The sequence below is a fragment of the Paraburkholderia phosphatilytica genome, assembly GCF_003443895.1.
GTDB classification, from domain to species: Bacteria; Pseudomonadota; Gammaproteobacteria; order Burkholderiales; family Burkholderiaceae; genus Paraburkholderia; species Paraburkholderia phosphatilytica.
Genome location: NZ_QQOA01000034.1, coordinates 1 through 23,308, shown reverse-complemented (window position 1 = coordinate 23,308; position 23,308 = coordinate 1). Strand labels below are relative to the sequence as shown.

Genomic DNA, 23,308 nt, shown 5'->3' with positions numbered 1-23,308 from the left:
GCCGCCGGAAAGCCGCTCAATAATCCCGCGAAACGTCCTGTCGCAGCGTCGCGAGTCGGGCACGGCGGCTCATCACGGGCACACGGCGCAATGCCGGCGCCTGAGCCGATGCACCGCGGATGAACAGGACCGCGCACAGCGCGCACATCAGCCAGATGCCGCCAATCACCATCAGGTTTTCCATTTTGCTTCCCTCCCTGCCAGATCGTCCGCAAAGCACATACCCGTATATCGGCGGGACGTCGCGGCAGTTGAGGGGTGTCAAAAAAGATTCCGACCAGGGTAAGTCCTGGGCGCAACCCGCGGCGCCCGGCAGATGTCCGCCCGGCGCAAATGCAGCAGCGACGGGAGTTCCACAAGGGTGCAACCTGTGGCTCGCACTGGTTGCACCTTTTTATTGAGAGAGGTACGATGCGCCAACTTTTTAGTCACTGGCCGGCAGCGCTTCGCCGGCACAAGAAGGAAACATGGCCAGTACCACTCTCGGCGTCAAAGTCGACGACCTGCTGCGTTCCCGGCTGAAAGACGCCGCCGCGCGCCTCGAGCGCACCCCTCACTGGCTGATCAAGCAGGCGATCTTCGCCTACCTCGAAAAGATCGAGCACGGCCAGCTGCCTCCTGAACTGAACGGCCACACCGGTGTTGCCGAGATGGCGGACGGCGCGACCACGGAAGCCGACGAAGAGAGCGCGTCGCACCCGTTCCTCGACTTCGCGCAGAGCGTGCAGCCGCAATCGGTGCTGCGCGCGGCGATCACGGCTGCGTACCGCCGTCCGGAGCCGGAATGCCTGCCGTTCCTGCTCGGCCAGGCGCGCCTGCCCGCCGCGCTCGCGACCGATGTCGAAAAGCTCGCGACGAAGCTGGTCGAAACGCTGCGCTCGAAGAGCAAGGGCGGCGGCGTCGAAGGACTGATCCACGAGTTTTCGCTGTCGAGCCAGGAGGGCGTTGCGCTGATGTGTCTCGCGGAAGCGCTGCTGCGCATTCCCGACCGCGCGACGCGCGATGCGCTGATCCGCGACAAGATCAGCAAGGGCGACTGGCGCTCGCACGTCGGCCATGCGCCGTCGCTGTTCGTGAACGCGGCGACGTGGGGCTTGATGATCACCGGCAAGCTCGTGACGACCAACAGCGAAACCGGTCTGTCGTCGGCACTGACGCGCCTGATCGGCCGGGGCGGCGAGCCGCTGATCCGCAAGGGCGTCGACATGGCGATGCGTCTGATGGGCGAGCAGTTCGTCACCGGCGAGAACATTTCGGAAGCGCTCGCGAACAGCCGCAAGTACGAAGCGCGCGGCTTCCGCTACTCGTACGACATGCTCGGCGAAGCGGCGACGACCGAAGCCGACGCGCAGCGCTACCTCGCATCGTACGAACAGGCGATCCACGCGATCGGCAAGGCCGCGGGCGGCCGCGGCATCTACGAAGGTCCGGGCATCTCGATCAAGCTGTCCGCGCTGCATCCGCGCTACTCGCGCGCGCAGCAGGAACGTACGATGAACGAGCTGCTGCCGCGCGTGCGCTCGCTCGCGATCCTCGCGCGCCGCTACGACATCGGTCTCAACATCGACGCGGAAGAAGCGGACCGGCTCGAACTGTCGCTCGATCTGCTCGAAGCGCTGTGCTTCGACCCGGAGCTACAGGGCTGGAACGGCATCGGTTTCGTCGTGCAGGGCTATCAGAAGCGCTGCCCCTTCGTGATCGACTACATCGTCGATCTCGCGCGCCGCAGCCGTCATCGCATCATGGTGCGCCTCGTGAAGGGCGCGTACTGGGACAGCGAAATCAAGCGCGCGCAGGTGGATGGCCTCGAAGGCTATCCGGTGTACACGCGCAAGATCTACACGGACGTGTCGTACCTCGCGTGCGCGAAGAAGCTGCTGAGCGTGCCCGATGCCGTGTACCCGCAGTTCGCGACGCACAACGCGCACACGCTCTCCGCGATCTATCATCTCGCGGGTCAGAACTACTATCCCGGCCAGTACGAGTTCCAGTGCCTGCACGGCATGGGCGAGCCGCTGTACGAGGAAGTGACGGGCCGCGACAAGCTGAACCGTCCGTGCCGCGTGTACGCGCCGGTCGGCACGCACGAGACGCTGCTCGCGTACCTCGTGCGCCGTCTGCTCGAGAACGGCGCGAACACGTCGTTCGTGAACCGCATCGCGGATGAAAGCGTGCCGGTGAAGGAGCTCGTCGCCGATCCGGTCGAAGAAGCATCGAAGATCATGCCGCTCGGCGCGCCGCACCCGAAGATTCCGCTGCCGCGCAACCTGTACGGCGCGCAGCGCAACAACTCGATGGGCCTCGATCTGTCAAACGAGCACCGGCTCGCGTCGCTGTCGTCGGCGCTGCTCGCGAGCGCGCATCATCCGTGGCACGCGGCGCCGATGCTCGACGATCACGAGCAGATCGAGGGCAAGGCTCACGACGTGCGCAACCCGGCCGATCATCGCGATCTCGTTGGCACGGTGATCGACGCGACGCACGAGCATGTGTCTGCTGCGCTGTCGCATGCAGTTTCCGCCGCGCCAATCTGGCAGGCGACGCCCGTCGATGCGCGCGCCGACTGCCTCGCGCGCGCCGCGGATCTGCTCGAAGCGCAGATGCACACGCTGATGGGACTGATCGTGCGCGAAGCAGGCAAATCGCTGCCGAACGCGATCGCGGAAATCCGCGAAGCCGTTGACTTCCTGCGCTATTACTCGACGCAGATCCGCAGCGAATTCTCGAACGATACGCACCGGCCGCTCGGTCCCGTGGTGTGTATCAGCCCGTGGAACTTCCCGCTCGCGATCTTCATGGGCCAGGTGGCCGCCGCGCTCGCGGCCGGCAATACGGTGCTCGCGAAGCCCGCGGAACAGACGCCGCTGATCGCCGCGCAGGCGGTGCGCATCCTGCGCGAAGCCGGCGTGCCGGCGGGCGCGGTGCAGCTGCTGCCGGGCAACGGCGAAACTGTGGGCGCGGCGCTCGTGGCCGACGCACGCGTGCGCGCGGTGATGTTCACCGGTTCGACGGAAGTGGCGCGCCTGATCAACAAGACGCTCTCCGCGCGTCTGGACCCGGACGGGCGGCCGATTCCACTGATCGCCGAAACCGGCGGCCAGAACGCGATGATCGTCGATTCGTCGGCGCTCGCGGAGCAGGTCGTCGCGGACGTGCTGCAGTCGTCATTTGACTCCGCCGGTCAACGGTGTTCGGCGCTGCGCGTTCTTTGTCTACAGGACGACGTCGCAGATCGCACGCTCGAGATGCTGTCGGGCGCGATGAAGGAACTCGCGGTGGGCAATCCGGATCGCCTGTCAGTGGATGTCGGCCCGGTGATCGACGCCGAAGCGAAGCGCGGTATCGACGCGCATATCGCCGCGATGCGTGAAAAGGGTCGCAAGGTGCTGCAGCTGGCGATGCCGGAAGGCTGCGCGCCGGGCACCTTCGTGCCGCCGACGCTGATCGAGCTGGACAGCATCGACGAACTGAAGCGCGAGGTGTTCGGTCCGGTGCTGCATGTGGTGCGTTATCGCCGCAGCGCGCTGGACAAGCTGCTCGAGCAGATCCGCACGACGGGCTACGGATTGACGCTGGGCATTCACACGCGGATCGATGAGACCATTGCGCATGTGATTGGCCGCGCGCACGTGGGCAACATCTACGTGAACCGCAACGTGATCGGCGCGGTGGTCGGCGTGCAGCCGTTCGGCGGCGAAGGGCTCTCGGGCACGGGCCCGAAGGCGGGTGGCGCGTTGTATCTGCAGCGGTTGCTCGCGAAGCGTCCGGCGGGTCTGCCGAAGTCGCTCGCGCAGACGCTCATCGTGGATGCGCCGCAGGCGAACGGGCAGGCAAACGACGGCGGCGAGCGTCCGCAGTCCGCCCAGGCCGCGTTGACGGCGTTGCGCGACTGGCTGATCGCCGAGCGCGAGCCGGCACTGGCCGCGCGCTGCGACGGTTATCTCGCGCACGTGCTGGCCGGCGCGACGGCGGTGTTGCAGGGTCCGACGGGCGAGCGCAACACGTACACGCTCGGCGCGCGCGGCACGGTGCTGTGCGTGCCGTCGACGGCGAGCGGTGCGCGCGCGCAGCTTGCGGCGGTGCTCGCCACCGGCAACCGCGCGCTCTTCAGCGGAGCGGCCGGCGAGGAGCTGGTGGCCGCGCTGCCCGCGGCGCTGAAGTCGCATGCGGGCGTGCGCAGGCAGGCCGAAGCCGCATACGACGCGGTGCTGTTCGAAGGCGATAGCGACGAGCTGCTGGCGCTCGTGCAGGACGTCGCAAAGCGCCCGGGGCCGATCGTGTCGGTGCAGGGCGTGGCGGCTGGCGCGCTGGCCAATGGTGGCGCGGGCAGCAGCGAGCACGACGAGGACTACGCGCTCGAACGCCTGCTCACCGAGCGGTCGGTGAGCGTGAATACGGCAGCAGCAGGCGGCAATGCGAATTTGATGACGATCGGTTGAGCGAACCTCGCCGGTCGATTCAAAAAAACGGAAGCGGTGCGGAGACCCCGAAAACTGCTCCACCCATACCTGGTATCAAGGAGAAGCTATGCAACACAAGATGAAGCAGCTGGCAGGCGCGGCGGTTGTCGCGGCACTGTCGCTGGCGGGGACAGCACAGGCGCAGCAGGTGGAAGACGTCAAGATCGGCTTTGCCGGTCCGATGACGGGGGCACAGGCGCACTACGGCGAAGACTTCAAGAACGGCGTCACGCTCGCGGTTGAAGACATGAACGCGACGAAGCCGATGATCGGCGGCAAGCAGGTTCGCTTCGTGCTCGACGCAGCCGACGACCAGGCTGACCCGCGCACCGGCACGACGGTTGCGCAGAAGCTGGTCGACGACGGCATCAAGGGCATGATCGGCCACTTCAACTCGGGCACGACGATCCCGGCTTCGCGCATCTACGCGAACGCGGGCATCCCGGAAATCGCGATGGCGACGGCGCCGGAATACACGCAGCAAGGCTTCAAGACCACGTTCCGGATGATGACGTCCGACACGCAGCAGGGCTCGGTTGCCGGCACGTTCGCGGTGAAGAACCTGGGCGTGAAGAAGATCGCGATCGTCGACGACCGCACGGCTTACGGCCAGGGTCTCGCGGACCAGTTCGCGAAGGCGGCGCAGGCATCGGGCGGCAAGGTCATCGATCGTGAGTACACGAACGACAAGGCCGTCGACTTCAAGTCGATCCTCACGAAGATCAAGGCGTCGAATCCGGACCTGATCTACTTCGGCGGCGCGGACTCGCAAGCCGGCCCGATGGTCAAGCAGATGAAGACGCTGGGCATCAAGGCTCCGCTGATGGGCGGCGAAATGGTCCACACGCCGACGTTCCTGCAGATCGCGGGCGACGCGGCGAACGGCACGGTGGCGTCGCTCGCCGGCCTGCCGCTCGACCAGATGCCGGGTGGCGCGGACTACGTCGCGAAGTACAAGAAGCGCTTCAACGAAGACGTGCAGACGTACTCGCCGTACGCGTACGACGGCGCGATGGCGATGTTCGACGCGATGAAGGCGGCGAATTCGACGGATCCGGCGAAGTACCTGCCGTATCTGGCGAAGACGAACATGCAGGCCGTGACGACGAAGGATCTCGCCTACGACCAGCGCGGCGATCTGAAGAACGGCGGCATCACGCTGTACAAGGTCGTCGACGGCAAGTGGACGACGCTGGAAAGCGTGGGCGGGAAGTAATTCCGGCTGCGATGCACGACGAGGGCCCCGCGAGAGCGGGGCTTTTGTTTTTGGGCCGCGACATTGACGTGACCGCGGCACGGCTCTTCGGGCAACCAGTAGAATGCGACATGTCGGGACGTTACAAGTACGGCCGCGACAGCCAAACTCCCGTTGAAACGCGTGTTCCGGAACGCCAAGCCACATGCCATCGACAACTTTTCTACGCAGAGTCGTTCTTCGCAATTACAAGAGCATCGCGGCCTGTGATGTTTCCTTGAGCGCCTTGACGTACCTGGTCGGACCGAACGGCTCGGGCAAGAGCAATTTTCTCGACGCGCTTCATCTGGTGCGCGATGCGTTGACCGGATCGCTCGGCAATGCGATCAATGAACGCGGCGGCCTCAACGAGGTCCGACGCCGCTCGGCTGGACACCCGACGCACTTTGGCATTCGTCTCGAGTTCACCCTTCGTACTGGACAGACGGGCTGGTATGCGTTCGAGGTGGGCGCGCTGACGAATGGCGCGTTCGAGGTCCGCAAGGAAGAGTGCGTGTTGACCGGTGTCGGCAAGGGACCATTCTACAAACTCGAGCGAGGCAAGCTGACGCAATCCAGCGAATCCACGTTCCCTGTCGTCACGAGTGACCGACTGGCGCTGGTGAGCGCGTCCGGTCTCGAGGTGTTCCGGCCGGTCTACGAGGGGCTGACGGCGATGGGTTTTTACAACCTCAACCCGAAGCTGATCCGGGAACTGCAGAAGCCGCAGGATGGCCGTCTCCTGAAGCCAGCGGGTGAGAATGTCGCGAGTGTCATCAGCCATCTGGAGCGCTCGTCGCCCGAATCGATGCAGTTGATCCAGGACTATCTGCATGCTGTGGTGCCGATGGTTCACGGTGTTGAACGGGTGTCCGTCGGTCCGATGGAGTCGTTGTCGTTCAGGCAGGACATGGCGGGCGTCAAGTACCCATGGCATTTCCTTGCGCAGAACATGTCCGACGGAACGCTTCGGGCGCTCGGCGTACTGCTCGCGTTGTTTCAGAAGAACGCCGACTATGCCCCTTCCGTGATTGGCATCGAAGAACCCGAAACTGCGTTGCACCCCGCAGCTGCCGGCGCGTTGCGGGAGGCGCTGAAGCGAGCGGCCGAGCAGACGCAGGTCATCGTGACCAGTCACAGCCCCGATCTGCTGAACGACATGCATCTCTCGCCGGATGCGTTGCTGGCTGTTGGCTCGCGTGGTGGCGCGACCCACATCACGCCGCTGGATCAGGCGTCGCGGGAAACGATGCGAGAGCATCTCTTTTCCGCAGGCGAGCTGCTGCGCCTGAATCAGATCGAACCGGATCCGAAGATTGTGGAAGCGCAAAGCTTGCGCAGCCGCCAGACCGACCTCTTCGGCGGCGGAGACGATTGATGGTGCAGGTTGTGTCTATCGTTGAAGGCGATGGAGAGGTACAGGCTCTGCCCGTCTTGCTGCGGCGCCTGAACTTCTGGCTGACACCCGAATGTTCCACCACGATTCATCCGCCCATTCGCGTACATCGCGATCGGTTCATCCGGAAAGCCGAAGAGTTCACGCGGATTCTGCTGCTCGCGTCAAAGAAGTGTCTGGACGATGGCTGGATCCTGATCCTGCTAGATGCCGACGACGACTGCCCGGTTCAAATGGCGAACGAACTGCTGCGACGCGCGCGCGAAGTGATTCCGCATCGGTCAGTGAGTGTCGTACTGGCGAATCGTGAATTCGAAGCGTGGTTTCTCGCCGCAGCCAGGTCTCTTCACGGCTGCCGTGGATTCACTTGGGACGTCGATCGGGACGCACTTGAAGGTAGCGAGACCGTTCGCAATGCCAAAGGGCGAATGGCGGAGCGGATGGGCGGCGCCGGATATCACGAGACGACCGATCAGCCGAAGTTCGCGCATACGTTCGACCTCGACATGGCCGTCGCCAACAGCCGCTCGTTCCGCAAACTGTGCGCGGACTGGACGAGCGGGATCCAGCGCTAAAACGCGGCGAGGAGCCGTCTCCTCGCCGCATCACCTCAAATCATTCCCCCCGCAACTTCCTGCCCTGCTCGCGAATCTGCTCGAGCGTCGCGCCCGGCGTGCTCGCTTCCTGCGGCATGCGGACCTCGAGCACGGCTGCGCGCTTCGCGGCGATCGCCCGTTCGAGCGCCGGCAGAAAGTCTTCCGTGCGTTCGACGAGCTCGCCATGCGCGCCGAACGAGCGCGCGAACGCGGCGAAGTCCGGGTTCGTCAGCCCGGTGCCGTGCACGCGGTTCGGATAGTGCCGCTCCTGATGCATGCGGATCGTGCCGTACTGGCTGTTGTTCACGACGATGAAGAGCACATGCAGGTCGTACTGCATTGCAGTTGCGATTTCCTGCGCGGACATCATGAAGCAGCCGTCGCCGGCCAGCGCGACCACGGCGCGGTCACGATACATCGCTTTCGCGGCGATCGCGGCGGGCACGCCGTAGCCCATCGCGCCGCTCGTCGGCGCGAGCTGCGAGCGGAAATGCCGGTACGAGAAATGGCGATGCAGCCACGTCGCGTAGTTGCCCGCGCCGTTGGTGAGGATCGCGTCCTGCGGCAGCTTCTCGCGCAGCTGAAGCATGATCTCGCCGAGTTGCACGTCGCCGGGAATCGGGCGCGGCTTGCGCCATTCGAGGAACGCACGGTGCGCTGCTTCGGCGCTGCCGCTCCACGCGGGCGCGGATGCGGATGCAGGCTTCAGCGCCGCGAGCTGTTCCGCGAGCTCGGGCATGCCCGACACGATCGGCAGATCCGCCGAATACACGCGGCCCAGTTCTTCCGCGCCCTGATGCACGTGCACGAGCGTCTGCTTCGTCTTCGGGATGTCGAGCAGCGTGTAGCCGTTCGTCGTCGATTCGCCGAGGCGCGGTCCGATCACCAGCAGCAGGTCCGCGTCCTTGATGCGCTGCGCGAGCGCGGGATTGATGCCGAGGCCGACGTCGCCCGCATAGTTCGGATGCTCGTTGTCGAGCGTGTCCTGAAAGCGGAACGCGAGACCGACCGGCAATTGCCACGTCTCGACGAAGCTGCGGAAATCGGCGCACGCCTGCGGCGTCCAGCCGCTGCCGCCCGCGATCACCATCGGCTTCTTCGCGGCTTCGAGCAGTTCGCGCAGCTTCGCGATCTGCGCGGGCGCGGGCGCTGCCGCGACGCGATGATAAGCCGGTGCGCCCGGCACCACGGGGCACGGGTCGCTCAGCATGTCTTCCGGCAGCGCGAGCACCACGGGGCCCGGCCGTCCCGACGTCGCGACGTGGAACGCGTGGCTCAGATACTCCGGCACGCGCTTCGGATCGTCGATCTGCGCGACCCACTTCGCCATCTGCCCGAACATGCGGCGGTAGTCGATTTCCTGGAACGCCTCGCGGTCCATGTGCTCGCGCGCGCACTGGCCGATGAAGAGGATCATCGGCGTCGAGTCCTGAAACGCGGTGTGCACGCCGATCGACGCATGCGTGGCGCCAGGGCCGCGCGTGACGAACGCGATGCCGGGCTTGCCGGTCAGCTTGCCGGTGGCCTCCGCCATGTTCGCCGCGGCGGCTTCGTGACGGCAGACGATCGTTTCGATCTGCTTCGTCTCGTCGTGCAGCGAATCGAGCACCGCGAGAAAGCTCTCGCCTGGCACGCAGAACACGCGCTCGACGCCATGCGTCACCAGCGCATCGACGAGCAGCTGTGCGCCGGTGGTGGTAGCGGAATCGGAAACTGAAGCATGTGACATGACGGGGAAGCCTCCAGACTGGTCGGTTTGATCGGTTCGCAGAGCGGCCGGCGCACGACGTTGCAACAGCATTGCAACGTCAGCGCCGCCGCGGATCGCGCGACACGGCGCGCGGCATCAGCACTCGACGATATTCACCGCGAGGCCGCCGCGCGACGTCTCCTTGTATTTGGTCTTCATGTCGGCGCCGGTTTCGCGCATCGTCTTGATGACGGAATCGAGCGACACGTAGTGGCTGCCGTCGCCGCGCAGCGCCATGCGCGCGGCGTTGACGGCCTTCACCGACGCCATCGCGTTGCGTTCGATGCACGGAATCTGCACCATGCCGCCGACGGGATCGCAGGTGAGGCCGAGATTGTGTTCCATGCCGATTTCGGCGGCGTTCTCCACCTGGCCCGGCGTGCCGCCCATCACCGCGGCGAGCGCGCCGGCGGCCATCGAACAGGCCACGCCCACTTCACCCTGGCAACCCACTTCCGCGCCGGAGATCGACGCGTTCAGCTTGTACAGGATGCCGATCGCGGCGGCGGTCATCAGGAAGTCGATCACGCCTTGCTGGTTCGCGTGCGGCATGAAGCGCCAGTAGTAGTGCAGCACGGCGGGAATGATGCCGGCCGCGCCGTTGGTCGGCGCAGTGACGACGCGGCCGCCCGCCGCGTTCTCTTCGTTCACGGCGATCGCGTACAGATTGATCCAGTCGACCATCGAAAGCGGGTCCTGCAACGCCTTTTCCGGATTGCCGGTGAGTGCGCGATACAGCTGCGGCGCGCGGCGCTTCACCTGGAACGGACCGGGCAGATTGCCGTCCGCGTCCGGATTGCCGATGCCGCAGCCACGCGCCACGCACGACTGCATCACGTCCCAGATCTTCAGCAGGCCCGTGCGCGTCTCCTCTTCCGTGTGCCACACGCGCTCGTTGTCCCACATCAGCTGCGCGATCGATTTGCCCGAGTCCGCGCACAGTTGCAGCAGCTCGGCGGCGCTGCGGAACGGATACGGCATCTGGTCCGCAGCGGACAGCACCTTCGTGTTCGGCGCGCCCGCCGTGACGACGAAGCCGCCGCCCACCGACAGATACGTCGCTTCGCGCAGCGTCTCGCCGGCGGCGTCGAATGCGCGCAGCTTCAGGCCATTTGGATGCTCAGGCAGCGCCTGGCGATAGAACGAGATGTGATCCTTCGGCACGAACGGCACCGGGTGCGTGCCGAGCAGCGCGAGCGAGCGGGACGCGCGGATCGCATCGAGACGCGCCGCGATCGTGTCAGGATCGACGGTGTCCGGCGCGTCGCCCAGCAGGCCGAGCATCACGCCGCGGTCCGTGCCGTGGCCCTTGCCAGTCGCGCCGAGCGAGCCGTACAGATCCACCTTCACCGAAGCCGTCGACGCGAGCAGCCCGTCGCGTTCGAGCCCTTGCGCGAACATCAATGCGGCGCGCATCGGTCCGACCGTGTGAGAACTCGACGGACCGATACCGATTTTGAACAGATCGAACACGCTGACTGCCATTGCAACTGCTCCTGCGGAAATGTGTGCGTTTAGCGCGCCGGCAACGGCAGGCACACGGCGAGCCACGCGGGCGGCGTCGGTGCGAGCTTGAGCGCGATCGGCGTATAGCGGCCGTCGAGCCGGGCGGCGAGGTGAAACAGTTCGGCTGCGTTCTTCGGGTCCCATTGTCCCGAGTAGCCGGGCAACCCGGCTTCGCGGCGCTTCTCGTCGAACGGCACCTTCGACTGCACGAACTCGTCGTGCGTCTTCGTGCCGAGCGCATAGGGGGTGAGCCAGTTGAGGCCGTCGGCGAGCGTCGCGCCGGTGGGCGCGCGTTCCGCAAGCCAGTTGCGGTTGTGCCGGCGCGCGGCGAGTGCGGCGGTGACGAGCGGCTGCAGGTCGTAGGTCACGTAGTGCAGCGCGTCGCGCTCGGCGAAATCGATCGTCGAGCCGTCGGGCGCGATGTTGTCGCCCACGTGCTCGACGAACAGGCGCTGCGCATCCGCGATCAGCTTGCGGTTGTCGAGCGTGAACGCTGCCATCGCGATCAGCTTCACGCGATGGCTCTGCCAGTTGTTGCGGAAAGTCCCGGTAAGCGGCCGCTTCTGCGCATCGATCTGCGCGATATAGCCGGTGGCGAACTTCGTGAGGAACGCCATCGCCGCGTTGCGGGTCTTCACCGGCAGCGCGCTCGCGGTCATGTCGTACGCGAGAATCAGGCCTTCGAAGCGGGTTTCGTCGATCGGATTGAAGCTCGGCTGATAGGTGGTGACCCATGCATACAGCAGACGGTCGACGAGCTTCAGATAGCGCTCGTCGCTCGTCGCGCGCCACGCGAGTGCGGCGTTGCGCATCAGATCGAGGTCTTTCTCGGCTTCGACGCTCTGGTCGTAGATGCCTTCGTGCGGCAACGTGCCTTCGGTGTGCAGCTTCGCGACCGCATGCGGCGGGTCGTTCAGATGGGACTGGACCTCGGCGACGAGCGCCTTGACGCCCGGGTCGGCGTTCGTGCGTTCGCTGGTCTGGAGCGCGGGCGCGGCGCAGAAGTTCATCGCGGCGTGAGCGTTGCGGACCGGCACGCAGAGCGTACCGCAGACCGCGGCCAGTGCGGCAAGCGGCCTGCCGATGGCCCGCCATGGTGGGATCTGCGTCGTGTGCCGTGCCATCGGTCGCACCTGTCGCGCCATGCGAAGCTCCTTCGTGGGGCTGATTCGGTGTGTGATGTTAGCTGTTTCAACGCACGAACGCAGCCGCGCGTCGAAGATATTCGACGCGCGACGTTGGATCACGACAGTTCCTTTACTCGTAGTCTGCGATCGGCACGCAGGAGCAGAACAGGTTGCGGTCGCCATACACGTTGTCCGCGCGGCCGACGGGCGGCCAGTACTTGCGCGTCACGAGCGACGGCAGCGGATAGGCTGCCGTTTCGCGCGCATACGCATGCTTCCAGTCGTTACCGACAACTACGGCGGCCGTGTGCGGCGCATGCTTCAGCGGGTTGTCCTCGCGGTCGCTCGTGCCTTCTTCGACCGCGCGGATCTCGTTGCGGATCGCGATCATCGCTTCGACGAAGCGGTCGAGCTCTTCCTTCGACTCCGACTCGGTGGGCTCGACCATCAGCGTGCCCGGCACCGGGAAGCTCATCGTCGGCGCGTGGAAACCGTAGTCCATCAGGCGCTTCGCGACGTCGTCGACCGAAATGCCGCTGGTTTCCTTGATCGGGCGCAGATCGAGAATGCACTCGTGCGCAACGAGCCCGCCCGGGCCCGAGTACAGCACCGGGTAATGCGGCGCAAGTTTGTTCGCGACGTAGTTCGCGTTGAGGATCGCGGCTTCGGTCGCGCCGGTGAGGTTCTTCGCGCCCATCATCGCGATGTACATCCACGAGATCGGCAGGATCGACGCGGAACCGTAAGGCGCCGACGACACCGCGCCGATACCTTGCTCGGCGCGCTTGTAGCCCGACGACGTCTGGTTCGGCAGGAACTGCGCGAGATGCGCGCCGACCGCGACCGGACCCACGCCCGGTCCGCCGCCGCCGTGCGGAATGCAGAAGGTCTTGTGCAGGTTCAGGTGCGACACATCGCCGCCGAACTGACCCGGCGCCGTAAGGCCGACCATCGCGTTCATGTTCGCGCCGTCCACGTACACCTGGCCGCCGTGCTGGTGCACGATCTCGCAGATCTCGCGCACGTTCTGCTCGAACACGCCGTGCGTGGACGGGTACGTGATCATGATCGCCGCGAGCTTGTCGGCGTGCTGCGCGGCCTTCTTCTTCAGGTCTTCGATATCGACGTTGCCTTGCGCATCGCACGCCACGACGACGACCTGCATGCCCGCCATCTGCGCGGAAGCCGGGTTCGTGCCGTGCGCGGAAGCCGGAATCAGGCACACGTTGCGATGACCTTCGCCGCGCGACGCATGGTACGCGTGGATGATCAGCAGACCCGCGTACTCGCCCTGCGAGCCGGCGTTCGGCTGCAGCGACACGGCCGCGTAGCCGGTTGCCGCGACGAGCATCTGCTCGAGCTGGTCGATCATCTCGCGGTAGCCGACCGTCTGTTCGGCCGGTGCGAACGGGTGAATCTGACCGAACTCGGGCCACGTGACCGGCAGCATTTCCGACGTCGCGTTCAGCTTCATCGTGCACGAGCCGAGCGGGATCATCGAGCGGTCGAGCGCGAGGTCCTTGTCCGACAGGCTGCGCAGATAGCGCAGCATTTCCGTCTCCGAATGGTGACGGTTGAACACGTGATGCGTGAGGTACGCGCTCGTGCGTTCGAGTTCGGCCGGGAACGTGTTCGCCGCGCCGAGTTGCGTGTCGAGCGCGTCGATCTGCGGCACGTCGTTCGAGAATGCAGCCTGCGCGAACACCGCGAGCAGGTCGGCGAGATCGGCGCGCGTCGTCGTTTCGTCGACCGACAGGCCGACGCGCGTGTCGCTCACGCGGCGCAGGTTGATGCGCTTCGCGAGCGCGGCGTCGTGCAGCGCCTGGGTGCGGGCACCGGTTTCGAACGTGAGCGTGTCGAAGAACGATTCGTTGACGAGCGTGTAGCCGAGCGCCTTCGCGCCCGCCGCGACGAGCGCGGCGATGCGGTTCACACGCTGCGCGATCATCTTGAGGCCGCGCGGGCCGTGATAGACCGCGTACATGCTGGCCATGATCGCGAGCAGCGCCTGCGCAGTGCAGACGTTCGACGTCGCTTTCTCGCGGCGGATGTGCTGTTCGCGCGTTTGCAGCGCGAGGCGCAGCGCGGGGTTGCCTTGTGTATCGACCGTCACACCGACCAGGCGCCCGGGCATCTGCCGCTTGAACTCGTCGCGCACCGCGAGATACGCGGCGTGCGGACCGCCGAAGCCGACCGGCACGCCGAAGCGCTGCGAGTTGCCGACCGCGACGTCCGCGCCCCATTCGCCCGGCGGCGTGAGCATCGTCAGCGCGAGCAGATCGGCGGCCGCCACGACGTGACCGCCGGCAGCATGGATAGCATCTGCGAGCGCGCGGTAGTCGCGCACGTCGCCGTTCACGCCCGGGTATTGCAGCAGCACGCCGAACGCATTCGCGTTCGCGGCGTCAGCAGCCGGGCCGACCTTCACCTCGATGCCGACCGGCGTTGCGCGCGTCTTCACCACTTCGATGGTTTGCGGCAGCACGTCGTCGGCGACGTAGAACACGTTCGATTTCGGCTTGCCGACGCGTTGCAGCAGCGTCATCGCTTCGGCGGCGGCGGTCGCTTCGTCGAGCAGCGACGCGTTCGAGATCGCAAGCCCCGTCAGGTCGACGATCATCTGCTGGAAGTTCAGCAGCGCTTCGAGACGGCCCTGCGAGATTTCCGGCTGGTACGGCGTATACGCGGTGTACCACGCCGGATTTTCCAGCACGTTGCGCAGGATCACCGTCGGTGTGTGCGCGTTGTAGTAGCCCTGCCCGATGTACGAGCGGAACACCTGGTTCTTGTCCGCGAGCTCGCGCAGCGCGGCGAGCGCTTCGGCTTCGCTCTTCGGCTGCGCGAAGGGCCCAAGCGGCAGCGCCTCCGCGCGGCGGATCGCCTGCGGGATCACCGCGTCGATCAGCGCGGCGCGCGACGCAAAGCCGAGCGCTTCGAGCATGGCTTGCTGGTCGGCGCTATCCGGGCCGATGTGGCGTTCGGCGAAGGCGTCGTGCACTTCGAGCGCGGCGAGCGAAAGAGGCGTGCGGTTCATCAGGCGATCCGGGTGTTCGAGCTTCATGTGGTGTTCCTGCGGTACGGCGCGGCTTCAGGCGCGCTGGTGGCGCGCGTTGCGCTTTTGGCGTGATGCATGCGCCGTACCCGTGGGGTAAAAGATCAGGCGCCGATTGCCTTTTCGTAGGCGGCTGCGTCGAGCAGGCTGTCCAGCGACGCGCCCGCGGCCGGCTTGATCTTGAAGAGCCAGCTGTCGTACGGGGTGCTGTTCACGGAGTCCGGCGCATCGGCGACGGCGGTGTTCGCTTCGATCACTTCGCCGGAGACCGGCGCGTAGATATCCGAAGCGGCTTTCACGGACTCGATCACCGCGATCGTGTCGCCGGCGGACACGCTGTTGCCGAGCGCCTGGACTTCGAAAAAGACGATGTCGCCGAGCGCTTCCTGCGCGTGGTCGGTGATGCCGATAGTCAGCGTGCCGTCCGCTTCGGTGCGGACCCACTCGTGCGATTCGGTGTATTTCAGATCGGCCGGGATGCTCATCGGTTGCTCCTGTGCGTTGGTTCCAGTGGTTCGGTTGTGCAGTTGGGGTCGTGCGCTGCGTTCCGCATTGTTCCGCTACGTTCCGGCGGTGGTCCGCGAGGACCAGCAGTGAAGCCGGCGGATCAGCCGGCGAGCACCTTGCCGTTGCGCACGAAAGGCAGTTTTACCACGCTTGCGGGAAGCGCCTTGTCACGAATCTGCACCTGCACGATGTCGCCCGGCTTCACGCCCACCGGCACCCGCGCGAACGCGATCGATTCCTGCATCGTCGGCGAGAACGTGCCGCTCGTGATCTCGCCTTCGCCCTGCGGCGTGACGACCTTCTGATGCGCGCGCAGCACGCCCGCCGCCTTGCCGTTGTCCTTGTGCAGGATCAGGCCGACGAACGCCTGCTGCATGCCATCCGCCTCGAGCTTTTCGCGGCCGACGAAGTCGCGCGGCGAGTTCAGATCGACCGTCCATGCGAGGCCGGCGTCGAGCGGCGACACGTCTTCGTCCATGTCCTGGCCGTACAGGTTCATGCCCGCTTCGAGGCGCAGCGTGTCGCGCGCGCCGAGACCCGCGGGGCGCACGCCCTGGCGTTGCAGCGCGTCCCAGAACGCGCAGACTTCCGTCGCGGGAATCACGATCTCGAAGCCGTCTTCGCCGGTGTAGCCGGTGCGCGCGACCATCAATTCGCCGAACGGCGTGTTCTCGATCTTCGCGGCGTTGAAGGGCTTCAGGAGTTCGGTGGCGCTGCGTGTGGATGGCGCGACCTGCCAGACCTTGTCGCGCGCGTTCGGGCCTTGCACGGCGACGATCGCGAGGTCGCGGCGCGGCGTGATCGTGAGACCGAAGCCGCCTTCCGCATTGAGCTGGCCGAACCACGCGATGTCTTTCTCGGCGGTGCCGGCGTTGACGACGGTGCGGAAGTTGTCGTCGGCGAAGCGATAGACGATCAGGTCGTCGATCACGCCGCCGTTGCTGTTCAGCATGCACGAGTACAGCGCGCGGCCCGGGGTCTGCAGCTTGCCGACGTTGTTCGCGAGCGCGTACTCGAAGAACGCGCGGGCACGGTCGCCGGTGAAGTCGACGACGCGCATGTGCGACACGTCGAACATGCCGGCGTCGGTGCGCACGGCGCGGTGTTCGTCGATCTGCGAGCCGTAGTTGACGGGCATGTCCCAGCCGCCGAAGTCGACCATGCGCGCATTGAGCGAACGGTGCGTGGCGTTGAGCGGGGTCTGTTGAAGTTCAGTCATCGGGGCCTCGGCCTTCAGGGAATCGACGCAGCAAAACAAAAAGGCCACGTAGCGCGACAGCTTGCGGCGCGATGCCGGCAAGCGATGCGATACATGGCCCCTCTGTCCTCGATACCTGAGAGATTGCGCGGACGTGTCACGGTTGCCGTGCCACGCGTGCCGCGCGCGCCCCTTCGGTGGGCAGCCTGCCTGCGTCTTGCGACGCGCTGGCTACTGCCGCTCTCCAGAGTGCGAAACGACCGGACCGACGGTGCGCGACGAGCTTTGAGACAGTGCGCAACGAACGACGGACGGTGATTTCGACGCGGTCGGTCCTTTTGCCTGAGAGTTTGCGGGTGTGCCCCTTCGGCGGCGCCAGGTGCCTTGAAAAACGGCAAACGGCGCGCTCTCCCGACGCGTGCGGCGACTGTACGCGACGGCCATGGGCTTGTCAAATTAACCCCGAAACCGCAGAGGGCGTGTGCGTTTGCGGGCGGCGCGCTGTCAAAAAAAGATGCCTTTGCGAAAGACGCGCAGGAAAAGAACAAGCCCGCGAGAACGCATGAAGCGTTCTGCGCGGGCTTGGTGCGAGCCTGCCGTATTTGGCAGCGGGCGCACGCCTTCCGATGCGTGCGCACTGCGAAACGCTTACTGGTCGATCGCGTGCTGCGCGTTGTCCAGTTCCTGGTTCAGCACGCGCTGCTCGTCGCCGGACAGACCGCCGCCATGTTGCGCGGACATGTCGCGCGCTTCCTGACGCACCACGTCGAGACGGTGATGCAGCGCGCCACCTTGCGGCGGCGGATAGAAGCCCTGGTTCACGCGGTTGTCGATGCGGCGGCTCAGGTTATCGATGCGGCCGTTCACCTGATTGAAGCGCTGCACGGCGGCTTCGTGCGGATTCGGCGGGGGCGGCGGCGCCGGTTGCTGCTGCTGCACCACGCAGGCTGCGAGCGACGAAACCAGCGCGCCGCATGCCAGCGCACGAATGAAACGGGTCATGCGGTTCTCCTTGTCGTAGTTGTTCCACGTCGGTAGTCCGACATCGCAGAAACGCACGCATTGTTGCAAAAGATGACCGCGGGTTGGCAATAATTTGTAACTGCCCGTTCCTTTCGATGCCGTCACGCGAGGCTTTCCTCCTCATTACGGCCCGAAAGCATGCGTTCGATACTTCCCGGCGCTTCTCTCAACGCTTCTCAGCGCAGCAGCACGAACGGCAGGCGGCGGCCTTCGTCCGCGCTTTTCTGTGCGAGTTCGATGATCGTCATCACGTCGACGGCATCGTCGGGGCTGACGGGGAACGGCACGCCGTCCTGGATCGCCGCCGCGACCGCGCGGTAGAGGTCCGCGTAGGCGCCGTCGCGCGTCGGCAGTTCGCGTTCCATTTCGCGCGCGGCATCGCCTTCGCCTTCGAGCACGCGCAGCGCGCCCGCCGGATTGCCGCCGCCATAGCCCGGCTGGCCCGGACGCAGTCCGGCCTTCAGCTGGTCTTCCTGGGTGTCGAGGCCGTGCTTCACGTAACTGCCGCGCATGCCGTGAATCGCGAAGCGCGGCGGATCGATCGCCGCGAGCGCGGTGGCGTGCAGCACCACTTCGCGCTCGGGATAGCCGAGCAGCACGTGCACGTAATCCGGCGCGCCGCCGTTGTCGCGATGCGTCTTCACCGTCGCGCTGACCGTCGCGGGCGCGCCGAACAGCGCGAGCGCCTGATCGATCAGATGCGGCCCGAGATCGAACAGCAGCCCGCCGCCGCGCGACGCCTCTTCGCGCCAGCGCTGACGCACGCCCGGCCGGAAGCGGTCGAAGTGCGATTCGAAGTGCGTGACGCGGCCGAGCGTGCCGGCCGCGAGCAGATCGCGCACCGTCATGAAATCGCCATCCCAGCGGCGGTTGTGGAATGGCGCGAACAGCAGTGAGCGTTGCTTCGCGAGATCGGCGAGCGTGCGCGCTTCGCCGGGCGTCAGCGTGACCGGCTTGTCGACGACGACGTGCTTGCCCGCTTCGAGCGACTGCTTCGCGAGCGGATAGTGCGTGTCGTTCGGCGTGGCGATCACTGCGCATTCCACCTCGTCCAGCGCGAGCAACGCATCGATGCCCGCGACGAGCGTCGCATCCGGATAGTCGGCGCGCGCCTTGTCGGGCGAACTCGTCGCGATGGCCGCGACGACCGCGCGGCCGCAGTGTTCGATGACCGGCGCGTGAAACGTCGCGCCGGCGAAGCCGTATCCCATCAGGCCGATTTTCAGCGGTGTAGTCATGGCGTGATCCTGCGGAAAGTCCTGCGAAAAAGGGCGGAAATCAAGCGTGCCGCGATGGTCGCGGCGAGCACGCTACGGCACGATTTTGGCACGGTCGGCGCACGCATGCGACCGCGCGCATCCGTGTTAACATCGCGGGTCCCTTCGGCGCCGCACGCGGTGCCTTCCCCGCTTCGTCAAACCGTCACACCATCCACACACGATGTCCGCAGGCCTGAATCCCGCGCAAAGCGAAGCCGTCCGGTATCTCGACGGACCCTGTCTCGTGCTCGCCGGCGCGGGCAGCGGCAAGACGCGCGTGATCACGCAGAAGATCGCGCACCTGATCGAGAACAAGGGCTTCGAGCCGCGTCACATCGCGGCCGTCACGTTCACGAACAAGGCCGCGGCGGAAATGCGCGAACGCGTGGGCAAGCTGCTGGAAGGCAAGACGCTGACGACGCCCGGCAAGGAAGGCCGCAAGGTGCCGGTGAACCAGCTGACGGTGTGCACGTTCCACTCGCTCGGCGTGCAGATTCTCCGGCAGGAAGCGGAACATGTGGGCCTCAAGCCGCAGTTCTCGATCATGGATTCCGACGACTGCTTCGGCATGATCCAGGAGCAGGTCGGTTCGACAGATAAAGGCTTCATCCGCAAGGTCCAGTCGATCATCTCGCTGTGGAAGAACGGGCTCGTGATGCCGGAGCAGGCGCTGGCCACCGCATCGAACGAAGACGAGCATCAGGCCGCGATCGTCTATCGCAACTACGTGGCCACGCTGCATGCGTATCAGGCGGTGGATTTCGACGACCTGATCCGCCTGCCCGCCGAACTCTTCGAGAAGAACGAACAGGTGCGCGACCGCTGGCAGAACAAGCTGCGCTATCTGCTGATCGACGAGTATCAGGACACCAACGCGTGCCAGTACGAGCTGCTGAAACTGCTGGCCGGGCCGCGCGCCGCGTTCACCGCGGTGGGCGACGACGATCAGGCGATTTACGGCTGGCGCGGCGCGACGCTCGAGAATCTCGCGCAGCTCGGCAAAGATTTTCCGAAGCTGCATCTGATCAAGCTTGAGCAGAACTATCGTTCGACGGTGCGCATTCTCACCGCCGCGAACAACGTGATCGCGAACAACCCGAAGCTGTTCGAGAAGAAGCTGTGGTCCGAGCACGGCATGGGCGACACGATCACCGTCACACCGTGCAACGACGAAGAGCACGAGGCCGAATCGGTCGTGTTCCGTTTGTCCGCGCACAAGTTCGAACGGCGCGCGCAGTTTCGCGACTACGCGATCCTTTATCGCGGCAACTTCCAGGCGCGCATCTTCGAACAGGTGCTGCGCCGTGAACGCATTCCGTACGTGCTGTCGGGCGGGCAATCGTTTTTCGACAAGGCCGAGATCAAGGACATCTGCGCGTATCTGCGCCTGATCGCGAACGCGGACGACGATCCCGCGTTCATCCGCGCGGTGACCACGCCACGTCGTGGCATCGGCAATACCACGCTCGAAGCGCTCGGTTCGTTCGCGGGTCAGGCGAAAGTGTCGCTGTTCGAGGCGGTGTACATGGGCGGCATCGAAGCGCGGCTGTCGGCGCGCCAGGTCGAACCGCTGCGCGTGTTCTGCGACTTCATGCAGCGCCTCACCGATCGTGCGGACAAGGATGCGGCGACCACGTTGCTCGACGAGATGATGGACGCGATCCACTACGAGGCGTATCTGTACGACACGTTCGACGAGCGCCAGGCGCAGTCGAAGTGGCAGAACGTGCTCGAGTTTCTCGAGTGGCTGAAGCGCAAGGGCACGAAGCCCGAGCAGCAGGTGTCCGACGACGGCGAAGGTGAAGCGACCGGTTACGACAATGCCGACGGGCTCGGCGATACCGGCAAGAACCTGCTCGGCCTGATCCAGACCGTCGCGCTGATGTCGATGCTGGAAGGCAAGGAAGAAGACCCGGATGCGGTGCGGCTTTCCACGGTGCATGCGTCGAAGGGGCTCGAATATCCGCACGTGTTTCTGGTGGGTGTCGAGGAAGGCATCATGCCGCATCGCGGCGGCGCCGACGACGAACCGATCGACGACGCGCGCATCGAGGAAGAACGTCGGCTGATGTATGTCGCGATCACGCGCGCGCAGCGCAGCCTGCATCTGAACTGGTGCAAGAAGCGCAAGCGGGCGCGCGAGACGATCGTGTGCGAGGCGTCGCGCTTCATTCCCGAGATGGAACTCGACGACGCGCCGCCGCCAACCGCCGAAGAAGCGCCGATGACGCCGAAGGACCGGCTCGCGAGCCTCAAGGCGTTGCTGCAGAAGGGGTAAGGGCCATGACGTTGCTGACGCACTATCGCGCGCTGCTCGAAGGCTATATCGATGCGAAGGACCACACGCGTCCTGAACGCATCGCCGATGTGTTCGCGTCCGACGCGATCCTGACCTTCTCGCTCGCCACCACCAACATCGCGTTTCCCGCTCGCACCGTGGGCGCGGAGGCGATCGCGAAGACGCTCGTGATCGACTTCGGCGCGCAGTACTCGCAATGCATGACGTGGTACGTCTGCGACGATCTGCGAGTGGACGATGACGGTTGCGTGACGGTGCCGTGGCTCGTCGTGATGCGCGAGCCGGCGGCGCGCACGCTGCGGGTCGGCAACGGACACTATCGCTGGACGTTCGGTTCGCTGGATGCGACGCCGCGCGTGACTGCATTTCACATCCACATCGCGCGGATGGACGTGGTCGCGGATCCGGATGCGCGGCTCGTCGAGACGTTGCAGCAGGGGCTCAGCTATCCGTGGCTGACGCCGCGCGAGTTGCGCGAGCGGTTCGGCGCGATCGCGATGCAGGAGCCGGCGTTGCGCTTCGTCGAAGGTTTTGCGGAGCCGGCGCTGCCGCCTTCGGTTAGCTAGTTGAGCGGCATAAAAAAATCCCCGCGTGGCCTTTGCTAGCCGACGCGGGGATTTTTTGCGCTTACGCGGTCGCTGTCTCGCTAGACGCGCGTCGTGTTACTTGACCGCCGACACCATGTAGTCGACCGCGGCCTTCACATCGGCATCCGACGCGTTCGATCCACCCTTCGGCGGCATCGCGCCCTTGCCGTGCAGCGCGTAGTTGTAGATCACGTCCATCGGATCCTTCAGACGCGGCGCCCAGTCGTCCTTGTTGCCGTATTTCGGTGCGCCGAGCACGCCCGCCGTGTGACACGCGGAGCACACCTGCGTGAACAGCGCCTTGCCCGCCTGCGAAGCGTCGGCGCTTTGCGTTGCGCCGGCGGCCGGCGCCGACGACGACTGCGGCACGCTTGCGAGCGCGGCGATCGCCGCGGCGGCTTGCGCGTTGGTGCCACCTGCCGCTTCCGATGCGCCCGGCGCGGCAGCTGCGGCTGCGCCCGATGCCTGCGCGCCTGGTGCGGGCTTCGGCGGATCCTGGAAGTTCGCGCCACCGTGGTTCGCCATGTAAGCGACGGCGAGGCCGATTTCGTAGTCGCTGTAGTCGTCGGGGCTGGTGCCGCCGCGCGCGGGCATCGCGCCCTTGCCGGTCAGCGCGGTGTGCCAGAGCGTGTCGAAGCCTTGCGCGATGCGCGGCGCCCAGTCGCCTGCGTTGCCGAACTTGGGCGCGCCGGCGGCGCCGGTGGCGTGACAGGCGGAGCAGACAGCCTTGAAGACTTCCTCACCGGTCTTGTAGACGCGCGGCGCATTGGCGTCGCGGAGGTTCAGCTGGGCGACCGGCGCGATGCGGGCGCTGACCTGCGCATCGGACAGTTCGTCGGTGCCGGCCCCGGTGCGGGTGGCCTTGTTGGCGTAGACCGCGAGCAGAATGATGATGACGACCGGGATCGCAAACGACGCAATGATGGCAGCGATCAGCTGGCCGGGTGTTTTGATCGGGGCTCCGTGGGGTGCTTCGCTCATGCTTGTCTCGTCTCCCGTGATTTTGTGAGCGGTACAGCAGGACGGCAACGGCGTACATCTGATCAAACTTGACCGATTATAGACGTAACGTTTCGGCCCCGGCGAGCGGGCCGCGAGCGACTTCAGCAGGCGTTTACCCGGGGTTGGGCGTTAGTGTGGGCTGTGTGACGTGGCTTGCGTAGCGACGCGGCTGGCGTGAAATGCCAGGGCAATCGCATTAGGAAGTCGTTTACTGGGGGGCTTGGGCAGGTTAGTGGTTGTAAACAAAGGGCGAAGCGTCGTTTACTCTCGATTTTTGGGGAATCGGGATGGAGAAGCGCATGGCCCTGGTAT

Annotated in this window: 16 protein-coding genes and 2 riboswitches; of the genes, 6 read left to right on the top strand and 10 right to left on the bottom strand. The window is 65.6% G+C overall.

Annotation, left to right across the window (positions count from 1 at the left end):
* Positions 1–16: 16 nt before the first annotated feature.
* A complete protein-coding gene (locus DVS29_RS37445) occupies positions 17–184 on the bottom strand; it encodes a hypothetical protein (RefSeq protein WP_164708001.1) in 168 nt (55 codons plus the stop codon).
* Positions 185–467: 283 nt separating this feature from the next.
* Here DVS29_RS37445 and putA point away from each other — a divergent pair, with 283 nt between their 5' ends.
* The 4 genes from putA to DVS29_RS27755 all read left to right on the top strand — a co-directional run bounded on the left by putA (position 468) and on the right by DVS29_RS27755 (position 7,665).
* The gene (gene putA, locus DVS29_RS27770) at positions 468–4,439 is read left to right on the top strand and encodes a trifunctional transcriptional regulator/proline dehydrogenase/L-glutamate gamma-semialdehyde dehydrogenase (protein WP_118183745.1); all 3,972 of its coding nucleotides are present in this window, start codon (positions 468–470) and stop codon (positions 4,437–4,439) included.
* Between the two features lie 88 nt (positions 4,440–4,527).
* Entirely contained in the window at positions 4,528–5,676 is a 1,149-nt protein-coding gene (locus tag DVS29_RS27765) for a branched-chain amino acid ABC transporter substrate-binding protein (protein WP_118183744.1), read from the top strand.
* Positions 5,677–5,860: 184 nt separating this feature from the next.
* Positions 5,861–7,072, top strand: a complete 1,212-nt coding sequence (locus DVS29_RS27760; protein WP_118183743.1) for an AAA family ATPase — start codon at positions 5,861–5,863, stop codon at positions 7,070–7,072.
* Complete coding sequence (locus tag DVS29_RS27755) at positions 7,072–7,665, top strand: DUF4276 family protein (protein ID WP_118183742.1); 594 nt, start codon at positions 7,072–7,074, stop codon at positions 7,663–7,665. Before DVS29_RS27760 ends, DVS29_RS27755 begins: the two co-directional genes overlap by 1 nt.
* Before the next feature lie 40 nt (positions 7,666–7,705).
* Here DVS29_RS27755 and DVS29_RS27750 read toward each other — a convergent pair whose 3' ends face one another.
* From DVS29_RS27750 to DVS29_RS27715, 8 genes are all read right to left on the bottom strand, one after another.
* On the bottom strand, positions 7,706–9,415 hold the full coding sequence (locus DVS29_RS27750; RefSeq protein ID WP_118183741.1) for a thiamine pyrophosphate-binding protein: 1,710 nt from the start codon (positions 9,413–9,415) through the stop codon (positions 7,706–7,708).
* A 117-nt stretch (positions 9,416–9,532) separates the two neighbouring features.
* Positions 9,533–10,921 carry an L-serine ammonia-lyase gene (locus DVS29_RS27745; protein WP_118183740.1) on the bottom strand — a complete coding sequence of 463 codons (1,389 nt, stop codon included), beginning with the start codon at positions 10,919–10,921 and terminating at the stop codon, positions 9,533–9,535.
* A gap of 29 nt (positions 10,922–10,950) precedes the next feature.
* Positions 10,951–12,087, bottom strand: a complete 1,137-nt coding sequence (locus DVS29_RS27740; protein WP_205962523.1) for an alginate lyase family protein — start codon at positions 12,085–12,087, stop codon at positions 10,951–10,953.
* A 112-nt stretch (positions 12,088–12,199) separates the two neighbouring features.
* Entirely contained in the window at positions 12,200–15,130 is a 2,931-nt protein-coding gene (gene gcvP, locus DVS29_RS27735) for an aminomethyl-transferring glycine dehydrogenase (protein WP_118183739.1), read from the bottom strand.
* A 95-nt stretch (positions 15,131–15,225) separates the two neighbouring features.
* Positions 15,226–15,606, bottom strand: a complete 381-nt coding sequence (gcvH, locus tag DVS29_RS27730; protein ID WP_118183738.1) for a glycine cleavage system protein GcvH — start codon at positions 15,604–15,606, stop codon at positions 15,226–15,228.
* Between the two features lie 122 nt (positions 15,607–15,728).
* Positions 15,729–16,847: a glycine cleavage system aminomethyltransferase GcvT gene (gene gcvT / locus DVS29_RS27725; RefSeq protein ID WP_118183784.1), complete on the bottom strand. Its 1,119-nt coding sequence runs from the start codon at positions 16,845–16,847 to the stop codon at positions 15,729–15,731.
* Positions 16,848–16,939: 92 nt separating this feature from the next.
* A riboswitch (glycine riboswitch) is annotated at positions 16,940–17,084 on the bottom strand.
* 62 nt (positions 17,085–17,146) lie between these two features.
* A riboswitch (glycine riboswitch) is annotated at positions 17,147–17,250 on the bottom strand.
* A gap of 224 nt (positions 17,251–17,474) precedes the next feature.
* Positions 17,475–17,828 carry a hypothetical protein gene (locus tag DVS29_RS27720; RefSeq protein ID WP_118183737.1) on the bottom strand — a complete coding sequence of 118 codons (354 nt, stop codon included), beginning with the start codon at positions 17,826–17,828 and terminating at the stop codon, positions 17,475–17,477.
* 197 nt (positions 17,829–18,025) lie between these two features.
* The gene (locus DVS29_RS27715; RefSeq protein WP_118183736.1) at positions 18,026–19,087 is read right to left on the bottom strand and encodes an oxidoreductase; all 1,062 of its coding nucleotides are present in this window, start codon (positions 19,085–19,087) and stop codon (positions 18,026–18,028) included.
* A gap of 202 nt (positions 19,088–19,289) precedes the next feature.
* Between DVS29_RS27715 and DVS29_RS27710 the strand changes: the two genes are divergently transcribed.
* Positions 19,290–21,386: a UvrD-helicase domain-containing protein gene (locus DVS29_RS27710; protein WP_118183735.1), complete on the top strand. Its 2,097-nt coding sequence runs from the start codon at positions 19,290–19,292 to the stop codon at positions 21,384–21,386.
* Positions 21,387–21,391: 5 nt separating this feature from the next.
* Entirely contained in the window at positions 21,392–21,973 is a 582-nt protein-coding gene (locus DVS29_RS27705; RefSeq protein WP_118183734.1) for a hypothetical protein, read from the top strand.
* Positions 21,974–22,069: 96 nt separating this feature from the next.
* Here DVS29_RS27705 and DVS29_RS27700 read toward each other — a convergent pair whose 3' ends face one another.
* Positions 22,070–22,975 carry a c-type cytochrome gene (locus DVS29_RS27700; protein ID WP_118183733.1) on the bottom strand — a complete coding sequence of 302 codons (906 nt, stop codon included), beginning with the start codon at positions 22,973–22,975 and terminating at the stop codon, positions 22,070–22,072.
* Between the last annotated feature and the right edge of the window lie 333 nt (positions 22,976–23,308).

Bases quoted from the DNA above. Each gene is read 5' to 3' on its own strand.
- DVS29_RS27745 (WP_118183740.1), bottom strand. From the start codon at position 10,921: ATGGCAGTCAGCGTGTTCGATCTGTTCAAAATCGGTATCGGTCCGTCG.
- DVS29_RS27705 (WP_118183734.1), top strand. From the start codon at position 21,392: ATGACGTTGCTGACGCACTATCGCGCGCTGCTCGAAGGCTATATCGAT.
- DVS29_RS27755 (WP_118183742.1), top strand. From the start codon at position 7,072: ATGGTGCAGGTTGTGTCTATCGTTGAAGGCGATGGAGAGGTACAGGCT.
- DVS29_RS27765 (WP_118183744.1), top strand. From the start codon at position 4,528: ATGCAACACAAGATGAAGCAGCTGGCAGGCGCGGCGGTTGTCGCGGCA.
- gcvH (WP_118183738.1), bottom strand. From the start codon at position 15,606: ATGAGCATCCCGGCCGATCTGAAATACACCGAATCGCACGAGTGGGTC.
- DVS29_RS37445 (WP_164708001.1), bottom strand. From the start codon at position 184: ATGGAAAACCTGATGGTGATTGGCGGCATCTGGCTGATGTGCGCGCTG.
- DVS29_RS27750 (WP_118183741.1), bottom strand. From the start codon at position 9,415: ATGTCACATGCTTCAGTTTCCGATTCCGCTACCACCACCGGCGCACAG.
- gcvT (WP_118183784.1), bottom strand. From the start codon at position 16,847: ATGACTGAACTTCAACAGACCCCGCTCAACGCCACGCACCGTTCGCTC.
- DVS29_RS27710 (WP_118183735.1), top strand. From the start codon at position 19,290: ATGTCCGCAGGCCTGAATCCCGCGCAAAGCGAAGCCGTCCGGTATCTC.
- DVS29_RS27715 (WP_118183736.1), bottom strand. From the start codon at position 19,087: ATGACTACACCGCTGAAAATCGGCCTGATGGGATACGGCTTCGCCGGC.
- gcvP (WP_118183739.1), bottom strand. From the start codon at position 15,130: ATGAAGCTCGAACACCCGGATCGCCTGATGAACCGCACGCCTCTTTCG.
- putA (WP_118183745.1), top strand. From the start codon at position 468: ATGGCCAGTACCACTCTCGGCGTCAAAGTCGACGACCTGCTGCGTTCC.
- DVS29_RS27720 (WP_118183737.1), bottom strand. From the start codon at position 17,828: ATGACCCGTTTCATTCGTGCGCTGGCATGCGGCGCGCTGGTTTCGTCG.
- DVS29_RS27740 (WP_205962523.1), bottom strand. From the start codon at position 12,087: ATGGCGCGACAGGTGCGACCGATGGCACGGCACACGACGCAGATCCCA.
- DVS29_RS27760 (WP_118183743.1), top strand. From the start codon at position 5,861: ATGCCATCGACAACTTTTCTACGCAGAGTCGTTCTTCGCAATTACAAG.
- DVS29_RS27700 (WP_118183733.1), bottom strand. From the start codon at position 22,975: ATGAGCGAAGCACCCCACGGAGCCCCGATCAAAACACCCGGCCAGCTG.